Origin of the sequence: Pseudoalteromonas sp. CF6-2 (assembly GCF_021729425.1) — a bacterium.
Classification (GTDB): Bacteria; Pseudomonadota; Gammaproteobacteria; order Enterobacterales; family Alteromonadaceae; genus Pseudoalteromonas; species Pseudoalteromonas arabiensis.
Genome location: NZ_CP091442.1, coordinates 1,692,645 through 1,709,920 on the forward strand (window position 1 = coordinate 1,692,645; position 17,276 = coordinate 1,709,920).

A 17,276-nucleotide genomic window follows, 5' to 3' on the forward strand; every position below is an offset into this window, starting at 1 on the left:
TATCCCTTTAATTGATGGCGTTTTTGTTCGCTAAGCTATGCTATAATCCTGCGCAATTAGCATTTAAGGGTTTTTACTTTGCAATTTATCGCACTTACTTCTATCGGAATTGAAAATTTACTTGTTGATGAACTTACCGAACTCGGTGCCGAAGTCTCTAAACAAACCGTGGGCTCTGTACGTTTCGAAGCAGATAGTTTATTAGCACAAAAGATCTGTTTATCGAGTCGTTTTGCGACGCGTATCATGATGCTGATAGAAGAGAAAGAAGGTGTTAAGGACAAAGAAAGCCTTTACAATTTTGCGCGCTTACAACCTTGGCAAGAATGGTTTGGTCCAAAGCAAACATTCGCAGTGGATTTTACAGGTACGAATCATGATCTGAAAAACACGCAGTTTTCTGGGCTGGTTGTTAAAGATGCTATCGTTGATTATTTTGCAGATCTTTACGAGCAACGTCCAAACGTCGATAAATTTAATGCAAACGTTAGAGTAGTCGCACGGCTAAATCGTCACGGTGTTGCCCTTTATATTGATTATTCAGGCCCACGTTTATCGGAGCGTGGCTATCGTCAAGATCAAGGTAAAGCACCAATCAAAGAACATTTGGCTGCTGCTCTAGTAAAACGAAGTGGTTGGCTTGAGAACGTACAACAACCATTATTTGACCCATGTTGTGGTTCAGGCACTATTTTGATTGAAGCGGCCAGCATGGCACGCAATGAAGCGCCAGGGCTATTCCGTGAGGGGTTTGCATTTGAGCGCTTACCGAGTTTCCGCTTACAAAAATACAAAGAATTAAAAGCGGAGTTAACGGCTCAAATTACTGATCCTAAATTATGGCTTATTGGTCATGACATTGATGGCAGTGTAATCGCAAAGGCGCAAGAAAATGCTGAGCGTGCAGACCTTGGCACTACTATTAAGTTTAAGCAAAGTGATGCGAGTAAGCTAACATCCGTGGCTAAACTACCAGGCGTGGTGATTTCTAACTTACCTTATGGTGAACGTTTAGGCTCAATGGCAGAGCTAGTTAACTTACACCGAGGTTTAGGTGTTGGTTTCAAAAAGCACTTTAATCATTGGAAGCTAGCCTTGCTAGGTACTGACGAAAGCCTATTTAAATTGTTAAAGTTGGTAAAACTTAAACGTTATAAATTTAAAAATGGTCCGTTAGATGTTGTTCTAAATCTCTATCAACTTGACGACAAACAAGTCGAGTTAAGTAAAGAAGACAAGCCAGCGCTCAATTATGAAGGCTCAACAGCATTTGCAAACCGCTTAAAGAAAAATAAACAAAATCTAAAAAACTGGCTAAAGCAAAATGAAGTGAGTTGTTATCGTGTTTACGATGCAGACATTCCAGAATATAACGTAGCTGTTGATGTTTACGATGATTCAGCAGTTATTTTTGAATATGCTGCTCCAAAAGAGATTGATGACAATACAGCACAAAAACGTCTGCAAGATGTGATTAGCCTAACGGCTGAGCAGCTAGACATTGCACCTGAAAATATCGCTGTTAAAGTGCGTAAAAAACAAAAAGGCGAAGAGCAATATACCAAGGTATCAAAACAAAACCGTACGCAAGTGGTTGAAGAGTTTGGTGCTAAGTTCAAAGTTAACCTATTTGATTATCTAGATACAGGATTGTTTTTAGATCACCGTTTGGCACGACGTTACATTCAACAAAATGCACACGGTAAACGTTTTTTAAACTTGTTTGCGTATACTGGCAGTGCATCGGTTCACGCAGCTCTTGGCGGTGCAAAAGCGATTACTACGGTAGATATGTCTAAAACCTACTTAAAGTGGGCGCAAGAAAACTTTGACCTCAATGGTATTAGCAATACGCGTTACCGTTTTGAACAAGCCGATTGTTTAAAATGGTTAGAGCATGCACAGGGCCAATACGATCTTATCTTTTTAGACCCTCCGACGTTTTCGAATTCAAAACGTATGAAAGATGCCTTTGATGTACAGCGCGATCATATCAAGTTACTCACATGGGTTAAGAAAATTTTAAGTCCGAATGGCACGTTGATTTTTTCTAACAATAAACGAGGCTTTAACTTAGACGAGGTCGGGCTGATGGGCTTAGGTTTAAAAGCTGAAAATATTTCAGCGAAAACACTGTCGCCAGACTTTAAGCGTAATAAGCAAATTCATAATAGTTGGCTTATTACCCATGGCTAATTTTACCTTGTATCACACCGATGGTTGTCATTTGTGTGAAATGGCAGATGAGCTATTAAGTGCTGCAAATATACCGTTTGCAGCAAAAGATATTATGGATAATGAGCAGTTAATTGAGCTTTATCAAACAAGTATTCCGGTTGTTGAAAGCAGCCAAGGCAATAAATTATTTTGGCCTTTTGATACTGTCGCATTGGCGCAGTTTATTGCTGATAACAAAGAATAAGAGTAGTAATCACGATGGATTTAATCAGAATAGCCAAGGCACAACTTGCTTATGGTACACACCCACTGCTTGATGATGCTGATGCAGTCATTGAGTCGGGTGAACGTGTTTGTATTGTTGGTAGAAATGGCGCGGGCAAGTCAACCTTACTGAAAGTGCTCGATGGCCAAGTAACACTGGATGATGGTGAAATAAACCAATTAGGTGGTATCCGTATTTCGCGTCTAGAGCAAGATCCACCTAAAGGAGCCGAAGGGACGGTTTTTGATTATGTTGCTCAAGGTATGCCTGATATAGCGAACTTACTGATTGAATATCACCAAGTTAGCAATCAAATGCAGACAGATTATAACGATAAACTGCTGAATAAATTAGAGCGTTTATCAAATCAGCTAGAAACGGTTGATGGTTGGCGTTTCGATACCCGTATTCAGCTTATTTTAACACGTTTAGAGCTAGACCCAGAAGCCAAGCTTGAATCATTATCGGGTGGTTGGCTACGTAAAGTTGCTCTAGCCAGAGCCTTGGTCAGTGAACCTGATTTACTGCTTCTTGATGAGCCAACTAACCACTTGGATATGAGCAGTGTTATTTGGCTTGAGCAGTTTTTAAAAGAGTTTAAAGGCGGCATCGTTTTTATATCACACGACCGTGCATTTATTCGTGCCGTGGCGACCCGTATTCTTGATTTAGACCGCGGCAAGCTGGTTTCATACCCTGGTGACTATGCCGCTTATCTTGAACAAAAAGCGCATGATTTAAAAGTTGAAGAAACGCAAAACGCATTATTTGATAAACGCTTAGCGGAAGAAGAGGCTTGGATCCGCCAAGGTATTAAAGCACGTAGAACCCGCAACGAGGGCCGTGTTCGTGCACTTAAAGCCCTACGTAAAGAGCGCAAACAACGTGTTGATCAAGTAGGTAAAACCGATTTCAACATAGAAACGGCCGATCGTTCAGGCAAACTGGTATTCGAAGCGAAAAACATTGCTCATGCGTTTAAGGATAAGGTGATTGCGAAGGATTTCTCAACACTTGTTATGCGTGGAGACCGTATTGGCCTTGTCGGTCCAAATGGTATTGGAAAAACCACTTTATTAAAAATCTTATTTGGTGATTTAGCAGCTGATAGCGGAAGTGTGAAGCAAGGCGTAAATCTCGAGTTTGCGTATTTTGATCAATACCGTCAAAAACTAGATGAAGAAGCAACCGTGCAAGATAATGTTGCAGAAGGAAAACAAGAGGTGATGATGGGCGGTCGCTCTCGTCATGTATTAGGTTACCTTCAAGACTTTCTATTTCCACCGGCAAGAGCGCGTACGCCTGTTAAAGCCCTTTCAGGTGGTGAGAAAAATCGTTTGTTGTTAGCGAAGTTATTTCTAAAACCGTCTAATATTTTAGTCCTTGATGAACCGACCAATGATTTAGATATTGAAACCCTAGAATTACTTGAAGATATTATTAATCAATATCAGGGTACGGTATTAATTGTTAGCCATGACCGTGAGTTTATCGATAATACTTGTAGTTCTGTGTGGGCATTTGAAGGTCAAGGCAAAATTACAGATATCGTAGGCGGCTATAGTGATTACGAGGCCTACGCTGCTTATTTAGCAGAACAAGAAAAGCAGCTACAGCAGATAAAGCAGATAAAGCAGGAAAAGCCTGAGGCGAGTAGTCAGCAAGAAAAAGCACAAAAGAAAAGTAATAAACTCTCTTACAAATTAAAACTTGAATTAGAAGAATTACCCAGTAAAGTGGAGCAACTAGAAAAAGCACTCGATGCTCAGCAAATTGTCGTTAATGACCCTGACTTTTTTAAGCAAGACGCTGCAATTACAACAGACGCATTGAACCAATTAGCCCAGTTAGAGTCTGAGCTTGAAGCCGCATTTGAGCGCTGGGAAGAACTCGAAGATTTAAAGAATCAGTAGTAAGGATTAAAATGAAATATAAATTACTCGCTGCCAGTATATTAGCGACTCTTAGCACCTCAGCAATGAGCGCAACATATCAATTGACTGAGCTAGGTCGATTAGATGGTGCAAAACACAGCTATGTTACCGATGTCAGTGAAAACGGTCATATTATTGGTTTAGCAAATGGTGTTTATCGACTGCCTATTGATATCTCTTATATCGATTTTGAAGATAGCGCGATTAGAAATGCATACGATGCAACTAAAGCTAGCTATGAACTTATCGACAAAGAGATCACATTTACACTCGATGATATTGAAAATAACGATGCTGTAAATACCAATGCAGATGCACATGCGTTTATGATCTCTTTTGTAACAGATGCTCGATCTGGTCGTTTAACTAATTCCGAGTATCAAAAGATATCAAGTGCGCTTACTACGGTATACACACCTGAAGGCGCTTCTGAGCAAGTTCTTTTTGATGAACAGTCACTTGATTATGACGGTTTGACTCGCTCAACGACTAATTTATTAAACGCAGTCACCGATGATGGTGTAATGGTAGGTTGGGGCAGTGCGCCTTACGAAAAAACAGCCTTTACGCAAACGGATGAAGACGAAGAAGAAACGCACTTTTTACGTGAGTTTATCAGCCGTGGTATTGTAATCAGTCCTGACGGTGTAAAAGTGCCATTAGTACCCGAGTTTAATGAGTATGGTGGTACAAGTATTGCGACTGATATCGTGCAAACCAGTGATGGTTACGTTGTAGTTGGCAGTGTATCAACAGGCATTCCTGTTGATCGCCAAGAAGACATTGACGATAACTGTGACGGTGAAGACGAACCAGTATCGGACTGTATTGAAAGTTTAGATAGAAACATTTCAACTGGCTTATTTGATAAACGCGCAGTTAAATGGACACTTGATAATAGCCTAAATATTACCAACACTGAGGTTTTTGGTTTAGCAATCACACCAGAAGATGACGAAGACTTTGCCTTTAGAAGTAATGCATTTGCTGTAAACGAAAATGGCCTGATTGCCGGTACATCTGATGTACGTTATGACGATAGACGTTATTCGATGCCTGTTTACTTTGAAAATGGCGAAGTAAAACAATTTATTAATCAAGATGATGACTGGGTTGGCGGTAAGGCGCTCGCAATTAATGATGATAATATCATTGTTGGCTATGCCAATAAGCGTATTGAAGGCACTACCCGTACTAAGTTCTTCTATTTCGATAAAAACAGTAATAGCGTTGTTTTTCCGACAGACTTTTTCACAAGCTCTAGTTCTTTAGCAAACGACATTAACGACAACGGTGTGATTGTTGGTGAAGGTGAAACTGATATTTTCAATTCATCAAGTCGCCGTCGAGAAGGCTTTATGTATACAATTGGTGAAGACAAAATTGTTAACATAAATAGCTTACTACCTTGTTACGAAGCTGATGGCGAGACCCGTTTTAAGTATACTGTTGCTGAGGCGAAAGCAATTAACAACAACAATGAGATTTTTGGTGTTGCAACCAAAACGGTTGAGAAGACAGACACATTTGGTAATGTTGTGCTAGACGTGGACGGTAATATTGAATATGAAAGTGTTGCTGTAGCCGTTAAATTAACACCTACCAGCGGTAGTGTTGAAGAATGCCCTGCGCAAGAGATTGAAGAATATGAGCGTCAATCATCAAGCTTCCCTTGGTACACTTTACTATTACTGCCACTTGCTGCAATGCGCCGCGTGTTCAGAAAATAATAATCCGATACCAACATGCGATAATACTTAAGCATGTTGGTATAAAATGAATGACCATTAAAAACCCAGCTTTTGCTGGGTTTTTTGTCTATACATCTGTTGTTTATTTGGGTACTTTATTTATGTCGATGTAGCCAAGCTTTACGCACAGAGCGTTTCCACAGCATATCGATTCCAAAATAACCAATAATAGCTGCAGCTGTGGCGCAGATGAGTGAGCCAACAAGGAATGCTGGTCCAATTGTTGTCAGGCTGTCTAAAAACCATTGCCAGCTAGGTTCAAACTGAAAATGTTGTGGTGGTTGGGCAAGTGCAATCGTGCCAACGATATAGGAGCAATAAAAAATAGGTGGCATAGTCAGCGGGTTGGTTATCCAAACCGTCGCAACCGAGATGGGTAAATTAACGCGTAAAGGGATAGCAAGTGCGGCAGCTAAAACCATTTGAAAAGGAACGGGGATGAAGGCAAAAAACAAACCGACTGCAAATGCCCCACGGGCTGAGCGTCGATTAAGATGCCATAAATTTGCATCATGCAACAAACGACCAAAAATTCTTAAATATTTATGATCTCTTACCTTGTTATGATCGGGTAAAAACCGTTGGATCGTTTTTTTAGCCATTTAAAGCAACCATTTACATCTATTTGGTTATGCAGTGGATTTATATTCGGTTGTTTTATAACCGTTTATACTTTGCACACTGCGGCGTTTTATATACTCAGTTTTGCTATTGTTTTAGCTGGTGCTTATTTTAAGCCTTTTTCGTCAGTTTTGTTAGGATTTATTTGCGCTATTTTGGTTGTACTTCTTAACGACCACTATTTTTATAGTCTTCCTTACAAGGACTTGAAAAGAAATGAGACCGTTGATGCTAAAATTGAAATCGTATCCATTCACTCAAGCCAATCTCCGTTTTACGTAAAAGCCAAGATTATTGATTTATCAAACCTGGATAAAAACTTCAAAGCGACCCCTTTTGCTATGCTAAGTATCATTAGTGATAATGAAGTTAACGTAGGGGATGTATTAACCAGCAAATTAAAGCTAAAGCCATTTAGGAGTGTAAAGAACTTTGATGTATTTGATGCAGAGCGCTTCGCATTGTCTGAGCGTGTATTATATGAGGGCCGCTCTGTAGGTCAAAGCGTGTTAGTCTCATCACAGCAAAAATCCACTACGCGTGAGTCATACCGTGGTTTTATATTTTCTATCACAGACAAGATGAGGATGCAGTGGCTGTATTATGCATTATTAACCGGCGACAGAAGTAAAATCAAAGACACTGATAAAGTGCATTTAAAAGAACTTGGTTTAAGTCACTTACTGGCTATTTCAGGTTTACATATTGGTCTAATATTCGCGATTGGTTTTTATACCAGTAAGTTTTTGTTCGGTACTTTTTCTGTAAAGTATAGTCAACAGAATAACCTTAATAAGCTATTTGTAGTTATTGGGCTATTGCTTGCATTTTTTTATGTCTACCTCAGTGGTTTCATTGTCTCTGCAACACGAGCACTGTTGATGCTGGCCTGTTATTTAATAGTTTATAGCTTTGCAAAGCAGCCTCTACGTTGGCGAGCCATTCTATATGCGTTAACCATTTTATTATTTTTTGATCCTTTTTCTTTATTAAATCCTGGACTCTACTTTAGTTTTATTGCGGTCATAATTATTTTTTTAACACTGAACTACCGTTCTTACCCAAAATTCAAGCTAGCAAGGGGAATGGTTCAGTTAGTCATAATTCAATGTGCTTTATTCTTAGGGTTGTTACCGATCACGCTTTATTATTTTGCAGGGATTAGCGTCATTGGATTGGTCATAAACCTTATTGCTGTGCCGTTACTCGGCATCATATTAATGCCATTATTAGTCGCGTACAGCTTTTTATCAATGTTGTTCGATTTGAGCTTGTTATGGCAATTCTTTGATGCATTTTTATATCAAGGCTACCAATATCTAACGTCAATACCTTCAGATTGGCGATGGCTAAACTTTTATTTACCCAGCTTTAATTTACTCTTATTGTGCTATATCATTTTAGTAATCCTACTTTTCTCACCTTATAAGCGACTGGTTTTCGTTCCATTAGCGTTAGCACTGATTGATTGGCATTTAACAGCAAAAGGTGAATTTAAGTTAGATGTGTTTGATGTTGGTCATGGACTCATGGTTATGGTTAGTGCAAATCAAAAAGCACTAATCTACGATCTAGGGCCGCGCTACTTTGGACGGTTTGATTATATAAACTCAGTACTGCTCCCTTATATTTTACGTCATAATATTGAGGTTATAGCAACGGTTGTTAGCCACCGAGATAATGATCATGCAGGAGGGTTAGATAGTTGGCAGGCAGCTGGTTTTGGTAAAACGCTTAGTACATTCCATCCAAATGGCCTTGATCAGGCCTGTGAAAAGGTGTTTTTTCAGATTGAAAATCTAAGCGTTAGAACTATCAATCATTCCACATTGTCGACCAACAAGAATGATCAGTCCTGTGTAGTCATGGTGGAGAATAAAAACCATCAAGTATTATTAACTGGCGATATTTCTAAATTGGTAGAGCAAGCATTAGTTGAAAGTGACACGCGTATACAAAGCACTGTGTTGGTAAGTCCACATCATGGTAGTAATACGTCTTCAAGTTCTGAGTTTATAGAGCGAGTCGCACCTGATATTGTGATTCACTCTGCTGCTTATCAAGGGCAGTGGAATTTTCCTCATCCTGAGGTTGTAAAGCGTTATCAGCAGCACCATATACCTCAATTTACAACGGCCAACCTAGGTCATATACGAATCACCTTTTATCAAAATGATTACCAGCTAGAATTTGCGCGTAAGTCACAAAGTTATTGGTTCGAAGAAGATTGACGTTTTGTTTTTACCCCCATAAGGCTACAATAGTCGAAGTCTATGAATAAGAGAGTGTTATGGATCAAACTACATCCCAAATTTATAAGCGCTTAATTAGTTATGTGAGTGATTATAAGCTTATTGCATTTTTTGCTATTGTCGGCATGATTGGTTACTCAGCAATGGATGCATTGTTTATCAATTTAATGAAACCATTTATTGATGAAGGTTTGAATGCCCGTAACACACAAGTTTTAACTTATGCCCCCTTTGTGGTTATTGCATTGGTGCTAGGTCGTGGCATGTTTAATTATATGTCATCGTATTGCTTAAGCTATGTAGGCTCACAAGTTGTTAGAAGCTTACGTCAGCAATTGTTTGAGCATATCTTACATTTGCCTGTTTCTTTTCATGATAAAAATTCAAACGGTGATCTAATTTCAAAAATCACCTTTGATACTGAGCAAGTTCAACAAGCAATTACGAAAGCATTACTTATTGTTGTTAGAGAAGGGGCATTTGTGGTCTTTTTACTATTCAACATGTTTTATACCAGCTGGAAATTATCGCTAATATTCTTAGTTATTATCCCCTTGGTTGCAGTGATTGTTGCGTTCGTATCAAAACGTTTTCGTAAAATTTCAAAAAAAATTCAATCAGCCATGGGGCAAGTTACACGAAGCTCAGAACAAATGCTTTCAGGTCACAAAGTGATCCATGGTTTTGGTGGTCAAAAGCAAGAGATTTCACAATTCTCGGCAATCAATAACCATAACCGTCAGCAACGAATTAAAATGGATGCCACTAAAGCACTCAGTGTTTCTGTTATTCAGATCCTCGCTGCGAGCGCGATGGCAGTGATTTTATGGGTCGTGTCTATGCCTTCGATGATTGACACTATTAGTTCAGGTGATTTCGTATTATTAATTTCATCCATGATGATGCTACTGCGTCCATTAAAACAGTTGTCTAATGTCAACAGTGACCTGCAACGTGGTATCTCTGCGGCGCAAAGTATTTTTCTAGTACTTGATGAAGAAGTAGAAAAAGACACAGGAACGCATAAAGCCGATAAAGTAACTGGGCACATTGATGTTCAAAACGTAACTTTTCGTTATCCTACAAAAGATGAACCTGTTTTAAAAAACTTATCACTCGAAATTAAAGCAGGGGAAAGTATTGCATTAGTAGGGCGCTCAGGCTCAGGAAAGTCAACAATTTCGAACCTCTTACCCCGTTATTATGAGCTCGAAGGAGAGAGTAAAATATTATTAGATGGGGTGCCCTTATCTGATTATAAGCTAACTGATTTGCGTAAACAGTTTGCTTTAGTATCGCAACAGGTTGTTCTGTTCAATGACACAATTGCTAATAATATTTGTTATGGTTTAGATCGTGTTTTATCAGATGATGAACTAATGGCCGTTGCTAAACAAGCACATGTTTGGGAGTTCGTTAAGGATTTACCAGAAGGTTTGAACACCATGGTTGGTGAAAACGGTGTGATGTTATCAGGGGGGCAGCGTCAACGTATTGCCATCGCCCGTGCTATCTTAAAAGATGCGCCTATTCTCATTCTAGATGAGGCTACATCTGCACTGGATACTGAATCCGAAAAACTAATTCAACAAGCACTTGATACTTTGATGAAACAGAAAACATCGATAGTGATTGCACACCGCTTATCGACTATAGAAAACAGTGATTGTATTTATGTAATTGATCATGGTCAGGTTATCGAAAAAGGCACGCATTCTGAGCTTTTAAGTAAAGACGGTACTTATTCGGCCTTATGTAAAATGCAATTTGGTGAGCAGTAGTGAGTGTCATTGAAAAAAGCTGGTATAAAAGACCAAGCCTATTAACTGTTTTACTCTTGCCGCTAAGTGTTATTTTTTGGTTGATTTCAACGCTGCGAAAAAACTTTTATAAAATTAATATACTCAAAGCGTTTAAAGCCCATGTGCCAGTAATTGTTGTTGGTAACATTAGTGTGGGTGGTAATGGTAAAACGCCGTTTGTTATTTGGTTAGCGCAGTATTTGCAACAACAGGGACTGAAGGTCGCAGTGATCAGTCGCGGTTATGGTGGTAAGTCAGCAAGTTATCCGCTTTTAGTCACTGACGATACAGCCACAAGTGAAGCGGGTGATGAGCCGGTTCTTATTAAACGTCGTTTAGGCTGTGTTGTGATGGTTGGCCCCGATCGCCAAGCAAGTATCGAGCAGTTACAAAACCACGACATCGATATCATTATTTCAGATGACGGTATGCAACATTATAAAATGGCGCGTGATATAGAGTGCTGTATTGTAGATAGTGAACGTCAATTTGGTAATGGACTTTTAATGCCGGCAGGCCCACTTCGAGAAACGAAAGCACGCTTAAAGTCAGTTGATTTAGTTGTCGAGAATGGTGGCGAAACAGCCTACAGTTATGATTTGAATGCAAGTCAATTTAGATTAGTATCGTCGTCTGAACAAGTCGCAGAAACGCCAACAAACGGACACGCGATCAGCGCCATTGGCAACCCGGTACGCTTTGAGTTGAGCCTTGAAAAACAAGGTATAAATTTATTATCGACACATCATTTTCGGGATCATTATAATTATCAAGCAACTGACTTTTTAGCATTTGAGAATGAGCCCGTGTTTATGACTGAAAAAGACGCCGTAAAATGCTTTAGTTTTGCTAAGTCAAATTGGTATTATTTACCCGTAGACGCTAGGCCAACAGCCGCTGTTATTGAAAAATTAAATTCATTATTAAAACAAAAAGGGATCCTCCATGGCCTTTGATACAAAATTACTTGAAATTATTGCTTGCCCAGTGTGTAAGGGTAAGTTGCACCTTGATAAAGAAAATCAAGAGCTTATTAGTACAGCTGCGAAATTAGCTTATCCGATTAAAGATGATATTCCAGTACTTCTTGAAAACGAAGCGCGTGAACTAAGCCAAGAAGAGGTTGATAAGTGGAATTCGTAGTAGTCATCCCTGCACGTTACGCGTCTAGCCGTTTACCCGGTAAACCTTTAGCGGATATATGTGGTAAACCGATGATTCAGCATGTTTATGAAAAAGCGGCTGCATCGGGTGCCAGTGCAGTGTATATTGCTACCGATCATCAAGCCGTGTTTGATGTTGTAAAAGACTTCACTGATAATGTGTTGATGACACGAGAAGATCATCAGTCGGGTACAGAACGTCTTGCCGAAGTAGTTGAAAAGCTCAATCTTACAAGCGACACTATTGTTGTTAATGTACAAGGTGATGAGCCATTACTTGCCAGTGAAAACGTAACTCAAGTGGCAAAATTACTGGCAGAGTCAGATGCACCCATGGCAACGTTAAGTGCAAATATGACTGATACAGATGACATTTTCAATCCCAATTGTGTCAAAGTTGTCAGTGATACAGAACAAAATGCCCTGTATTTTTCGCGTTCGCCCATTCCTTACCATCGTGACGCAATGATGAACGATGATAATAGCAAACTAAATCTTGCTGACTATGCGCGTCATATTGGTATTTACGCTTATCGCGCAGGCTTTATTCAACAATATATTGCGCTACCTGAATCGCGTTTAGAACAACTTGAGTCACTTGAGCAATTACGCGTTTTATATCATGGCTATAAAATTAAAATTGCAGGAGCTGTGTGTGAGCCTCAAGCCGGTGTGGATACACCTGAAGATCTTACGCGTGTCATAGCCACTTTGAGCAACTAGTAACAATGACTGAAATGAATAGGGTTCATCTTCATGCACGTGAAGATGACTTTTTTGTTTTTTACAAACCCGCAGGTGTTAGCTTTCACAGTGAAGAATGTGCCGGCTTTGTCGTGCTTGCAGAGCAACTAGTGAACGAAAAGTTATTTCCTGTTCATCGCCTAGATAAAGTGACTTCAGGGTTAATTATTTTAGCTAGAAACAAGCAGACCGCAGCGGAGTTTACAACGCTTTTCACAGCGCATCTGGTTAATAAGTTTTATATAGCCGTTAGCGATACTAAGCCTAAAAAAAAGCAAGGCTGGATTAAAGGCGATATGCAAAAAAGTCGTCGAGGTGCATTTAAGTTACTAAAAAGCCAAGAAAACCCAGCGGTTACTCGCTTTTACTCTAAAAGTATTCGTCCAGGTTTGCGTGCATATTTATTAAAACCATTTTCTGGTAAGACACATCAATTAAGAGTGGCAATGAAAAGTATTGGTGCCCCTATACTCGGTGATGCAACTTACGCTGGAAGCTTGGACGAGCGAACTAATTTGCATGCCTATGCATTGCAATTTAGTTATAAAGGGCAGCTTAAAGAATATCGATATGCGCATACAACAGGCGCATATCTCAATGAAGTTTTTAACGCAGACGAATTCAAAGAGTGGCAGACTCCTTGGACGTTGGATTGGTAAATGAAAGAAACAACACAAGACATTCGCTTTGGTGGTATTAAGCGTTTATATGGTCATCAACAATTTGATTGGCTGCAACAAGCACATTTTTGTGTCATCGGTATTGGTGGCGTAGGTAGTTGGGCTGCTGAGGCGTTAGCACGTACAGGGGTTGGTCAACTGACATTGATAGACCTAGATGATATATGCGCAACCAATGTTAATCGTCAAATTCATGCTTTGACTGGCACCGTAGGTGAAGCAAAAGTCGAAGCAATGAAAACACGTTGTGAGCTGATTAACCCAGATATTAAAATTAATGTGATTGATGACTTTATAACGCTAGATAATATTCGTGAGCATATTCAAGGTTTTGATTATGTGATTGATTGTATTGATGCAGTGAAAGAAAAAGCGGCGCTAATTGCCCATTGTAAACGTATAAAATTACCCGTTATCACAACCGGTGGAGCGGGCGGGCAAACTGACCCTAGTCAAATCAATTTTGGTGATGTTGCTAAGACAACGCATGATCCACTTCTTGCAAAAGTTCGTTATATCTTGCGAAAGCAGTACAACTTTAGTAGCAATCCTAAGCGTAAGTTTAACGTCGATTGCGTTTATTCGACCGAGCAGCTTGTCTATCCAACCTCAGAGGGTGACGTTTGCCAAGCAAAACAAGGTGCAGATGGTTCAATGAATATGGACTGTAATAATGGTTTTGGCTCTGCGACCATGGTTACAGGCAGCTTTGGCTTTTTTGTTGCAGCCAAAGCGATTAGAAAATACCTAGATAAGAAACAGCGTAGTTTAAAATAACGTTTTTTAGCGCTTTTGCTCAGCCATGGCTTGAATTTTATCGACCATGGCTTTGATGCCATTACCACGAGAAGGACTTAAATGGCTAATTAGACCAAGTCGTTCAAATTCATCATATGCATTTATTTGAGTTGCTTGCTGCGGCGTTAGACCATTGTATAAGGCCAAAATTAATGCCAGTAACCCTTTAACAATTCGAGTATCGGAATCTCCAGCCAATACGAGGCTATTTTCCGTGTGATCAAACTCAATATATAACCAAACTTTACTTTCACAGCCTTTAACTAATGCATCATCTACCTTAAGCGCTTCAGGCATAACGGGTAGCTGTTTACCTAATAGCATTATTTGGCGGTACTTTTGTTGCCAGCCTGCTGCATTTTCAATGTCTTTTGTTACGGCTTGAAAAGGTGAATTCATGTTTAATCCAAGTTTAATCTAATAATTCAATACTATTTTTAAGGGCGGTGATAAGTGCATCAACATCCTCTTTAGTATTGTATAAAGCGAAGCTGGCTCTAACAGTCCCCGAAATTGATAATTGGCTCATAATCGGTTGGGTACAGTGATGACCACTTCGTACAGCAACACCAAAACCATCTAACAAAGTCGCTAAATCGAAAGGGTGCTCATTTTTGTAATTAAAGCTGATGTTACCAATGTTATTGTGATGTTGAGAGTAAATGGTAATACCATCAATTGCTGATAATTGTTTTATCGCATAACTGAAAACTGTATGCTCATGTTGACGCATCTGCTGAAAATTTAACGAAGTTAAATATTCAATCGCCTCATTAAAGGCTATGACACCCGCAATATTTGGAGTTCCTGCTTCAAATTTTCCTGGTGCCTCTCGAAAAGTGCTTTGTGTTAAGCTCACTGTTTCAATCATTTCGCCACCTGTTTGGTAAGCATCAAGTGAATTTAACAATTCAAAGCGGCCGTATAAGCCACCTAAGCCTGTTGGGCCAAGCATTTTATGTGCGGAAAACACATAAAAATCACAATCAATTTCTCGTAAGTTGGGGCGTAAGTGCATTGCAGCCTGTGCACCATCGATGACTGAAATAGCATTAATATCTTTACACGCTTGTATGATAGGGGCTAAGTCTGTGATATTCCCCAGCGTGTTTGATGCATGTGTGATAGCAACGACTTTGGGCTTATGTTGTTCGATAAACTCTGCGCACTGTTGAGCGTCAATGACCAAATCACTCGTAATTGGTAAAACAATTAATTCAGCGCCAATGCGCTTCACAAGTTGTTGCCAAGGCACAATATTCGCATGATGTTCAATAGCTGAAATAGCGACTTTATCACCCGCTTTAAGTTTAGATGTTAAGCCGTTCGCAATTAAATTAATCGACTCAGTCGCCCCTTTCGTCCAGACTAGCTCATTACTTTCTACCTGAAAATAGTTGGCAAGGCTTTTACGGGCTTGTTCATACTTACGAGTTGCGTTGTCACTAAGAGTATGACGACCACGATGTACGTTGGCGTTTTCAGCACTGTAAAAGTGCGTGAGAGCGTCAATGACAGCTTGCGGCTTGTGTGATGTGGCTGCTGAATCTAAGTAGACTAATGGCTGCCCATTAATTTGTTGTTTAAGCAGAGGAAAATCAGCACGTATTTTTGCAATATCAAACATGGAAGCCCTTTTACAGCGAGAATGCGACGATTTTAATTATTTTGTATAAATAGACAAGTCTAGGGCAATAAAAAAGGCCGCTGTGCGGCCTTTTTTAAGCATTTAAGCAAAAATTAACGCTTGTCCGTTGATACGTAGTCGCGCTTTGTTTCACCAGTATAAAGCTGGCGAGGGCGGCTGATCTTGTGACCAGGTTGAGAAAGCATCTCATCCCAGTGAGAGATCCAACCAACAGTACGTGACATTGCAAAGATTACAGTGAACATGCTTGTTGGAATACCGATTGCTTTTAAGATGATACCTGAGTAGAAATCTACGTTAGGGTAAAGTTTCTTCTCAACAAAGTATGGGTCTTCTAGCGCAATTTGCTCAAGCTTCATTGCGATATCAAGAAGTGGATCTTGAATGTTAAGCTCAGCAAGTACTTCGTGACATGTTTGACGCATTACTGTGGCACGTGGGTCGAAGTTTTTGTATACGCGGTGACCAAAGCCCATAAGACGGAAAGGATCTGACTTATCTTTTGCTTTAGCAACATATTCGTCGATACGGTCAACAGAGCCAATTTCTTCTAACATGTTAAGACATGCTTCGTTAGCACCACCGTGCGCAGGGCCCCATAAAGATGCGATACCGGCAGCGATACACGCGTAAGGGTTAGCACCTGAAGAACCCGCTAAACGTACCGTTGATGTCGACGCGTTTTGCTCGTGGTCAGCGTGAAGCATGAAGATTTTATCCATTGCTTTAGCAAGCACTGGATTAACTTTGTACTCTTCAGCAGGTACTGAAAACATCATGTGTAAGAAGTTTTCAGCAAAGCTTAAATCGTTACGTGGGTAAACAAATGGCTGACCTACATTGTATTTGTAAGCCATTGCTGCGATTGTTGGCAGCTTAGCAACTAGCTTGATAGCACTTGTTTTACGTTGTGTTGCATCAGTGATGTCTAAGTCTTCATGGTAGAACGATGAAAGCGCACCTACAACACCACATAGCATCGCCATTGGGTGAGCATCAAAGCGGAAGCCTTGGAAGAAGTTAGCAATCTTAGTATCTAGCATTGTGTTGTGCGTGATTTCTTGCGCAAATGCTTCGTACTGTTCTTTCGTTGGTAACTCACCATTTAATAGTAAGTAGCATAGCTCAACGTAGTTAGACTCGTCAGCAAGTTGTTCGATTGGGTAGCCGCGATGTAGTAAAACACCTTTACCGCCATCGATGTAAGTGATTGAAGATTCACAAGAACCGGTCGACATGAAACCTGGATCGTAAGTAAAGTGACCGTGAGAACCTAACGTACGTACGTCAATTACGTCTTGGCCAGCAGTGCCTTGGTAAATTGGAAGTTCGATTGGATCAAGACCATCAATATGGACCGTGGCTTTCTTATCCGCCATCTATTTATCTCCTATTAAGATAACAACTCTGATTGTTATGTTCTGAATCTGTTTAAGCACA

General features: G+C 39.9%; 15 protein-coding genes. 11 read left to right on the plus strand and 4 right to left on the minus strand.

Translation table 11 applies throughout. The annotated features are described in order from the left end of the window. The first annotated feature begins 78 nt into the window (after nucleotides 1-78). The 4 genes from rlmKL to L3Q70_RS07855 are packed head-to-tail and all read left to right on the plus strand — an operon-like array spanning nucleotide 79 to nucleotide 6,107. Nucleotides 79-2,196 carry a bifunctional 23S rRNA (guanine(2069)-N(7))-methyltransferase RlmK/23S rRNA (guanine(2445)-N(2))-methyltransferase RlmL gene (rlmKL, locus tag L3Q70_RS07840; protein WP_237115187.1) on the plus strand — a complete coding sequence of 706 codons (2,118 nt, stop codon included), beginning with the start codon at nucleotides 79-81 and terminating at the stop codon, nucleotides 2,194-2,196. After that, nucleotides 2,189-2,422 (plus strand): glutaredoxin family protein, encoded by a 234-nt coding sequence (locus L3Q70_RS07845; RefSeq protein WP_062568992.1) that lies wholly within the window; start codon nucleotides 2,189-2,191, stop codon nucleotides 2,420-2,422. Before rlmKL ends, L3Q70_RS07845 begins: the two co-directional genes overlap by 8 nt. Before the next feature lie 14 nt (nucleotides 2,423-2,436). Beyond that, complete coding sequence (locus L3Q70_RS07850; RefSeq protein ID WP_237115188.1) at nucleotides 2,437-4,356, plus strand: ABC transporter ATP-binding protein; 1,920 nt, start codon at nucleotides 2,437-2,439, stop codon at nucleotides 4,354-4,356. Between the two features lie 11 nt (nucleotides 4,357-4,367). Beyond that, nucleotides 4,368-6,107, plus strand: coding sequence for a DUF3466 family protein (locus L3Q70_RS07855; protein ID WP_062568994.1), 1,740 nt, complete (start codon nucleotides 4,368-4,370; stop codon nucleotides 6,105-6,107). 116 nt (nucleotides 6,108-6,223) lie between these two features. Here L3Q70_RS07855 and L3Q70_RS07860 read toward each other — a convergent pair whose 3' ends face one another. Then, nucleotides 6,224-6,730 (minus strand): DUF2062 domain-containing protein, encoded by a 507-nt coding sequence (locus tag L3Q70_RS07860; RefSeq protein ID WP_062568995.1) that lies wholly within the window; start codon nucleotides 6,728-6,730, stop codon nucleotides 6,224-6,226. Between the two features lie 225 nt (nucleotides 6,731-6,955). Here L3Q70_RS07860 and L3Q70_RS07865 point away from each other — a divergent pair, with 225 nt between their 5' ends. From L3Q70_RS07865 to tcdA, 7 genes are read left to right on the plus strand one after another with little or no spacing between them, the layout of a single operon-like run. Then, nucleotides 6,956-8,980: a DNA internalization-related competence protein ComEC/Rec2 gene (locus L3Q70_RS07865; protein WP_237115189.1), complete on the plus strand. Its 2,025-nt coding sequence runs from the start codon at nucleotides 6,956-6,958 to the stop codon at nucleotides 8,978-8,980. A 59-nt stretch (nucleotides 8,981-9,039) separates the two neighbouring features. Continuing rightward, nucleotides 9,040-10,782, plus strand: coding sequence for a lipid A export permease/ATP-binding protein MsbA (gene msbA, locus L3Q70_RS07870; protein ID WP_062568997.1), 1,743 nt, complete (start codon nucleotides 9,040-9,042; stop codon nucleotides 10,780-10,782). Next, the gene (lpxK, locus tag L3Q70_RS07875) at nucleotides 10,782-11,759 is read left to right on the plus strand and encodes a tetraacyldisaccharide 4'-kinase (protein ID WP_237115190.1); all 978 of its coding nucleotides are present in this window, start codon (nucleotides 10,782-10,784) and stop codon (nucleotides 11,757-11,759) included. The genes msbA and lpxK overlap by 1 nt, the downstream gene beginning before the upstream one ends. Next, on the plus strand, nucleotides 11,749-11,946 hold the full coding sequence (locus L3Q70_RS07880) for a Trm112 family protein (RefSeq protein WP_237115191.1): 198 nt from the start codon (nucleotides 11,749-11,751) through the stop codon (nucleotides 11,944-11,946). The genes lpxK and L3Q70_RS07880 overlap by 11 nt, the downstream gene beginning before the upstream one ends. Next, nucleotides 11,934-12,689, plus strand: coding sequence for a 3-deoxy-manno-octulosonate cytidylyltransferase (gene kdsB, locus L3Q70_RS07885; RefSeq protein ID WP_237115192.1), 756 nt, complete (start codon nucleotides 11,934-11,936; stop codon nucleotides 12,687-12,689). The genes L3Q70_RS07880 and kdsB overlap by 13 nt, the downstream gene beginning before the upstream one ends. A 5-nt stretch (nucleotides 12,690-12,694) precedes the next feature. Continuing rightward, nucleotides 12,695-13,369 carry a TIGR01621 family pseudouridine synthase gene (locus tag L3Q70_RS07890; RefSeq protein WP_237115193.1) on the plus strand — a complete coding sequence of 225 codons (675 nt, stop codon included), beginning with the start codon at nucleotides 12,695-12,697 and terminating at the stop codon, nucleotides 13,367-13,369. Next, nucleotides 13,370-14,167: a tRNA cyclic N6-threonylcarbamoyladenosine(37) synthase TcdA gene (gene tcdA / locus L3Q70_RS07895; protein ID WP_237115194.1), complete on the plus strand. Its 798-nt coding sequence runs from the start codon at nucleotides 13,370-13,372 to the stop codon at nucleotides 14,165-14,167. A 6-nt stretch (nucleotides 14,168-14,173) separates the two neighbouring features. Here the strand turns inward: tcdA and L3Q70_RS07900 are convergent, their stop codons facing one another. From L3Q70_RS07900 to L3Q70_RS07910, 3 genes are all read right to left on the minus strand, one after another. Beyond that, a complete protein-coding gene (locus L3Q70_RS07900) occupies nucleotides 14,174-14,587 on the minus strand; it encodes a SufE family protein (protein ID WP_237115195.1) in 414 nt (137 codons plus the stop codon). 13 nt (nucleotides 14,588-14,600) lie between these two features. Beyond that, complete coding sequence (locus L3Q70_RS07905; protein WP_237115196.1) at nucleotides 14,601-15,815, minus strand: SufS family cysteine desulfurase; 1,215 nt, start codon at nucleotides 15,813-15,815, stop codon at nucleotides 14,601-14,603. Nucleotides 15,816-15,928: 113 nt separating this feature from the next. Then, nucleotides 15,929-17,215: a citrate synthase gene (locus L3Q70_RS07910; RefSeq protein WP_062569004.1), complete on the minus strand. Its 1,287-nt coding sequence runs from the start codon at nucleotides 17,213-17,215 to the stop codon at nucleotides 15,929-15,931. Nucleotides 17,216-17,276 lie beyond the last annotated feature (61 nt).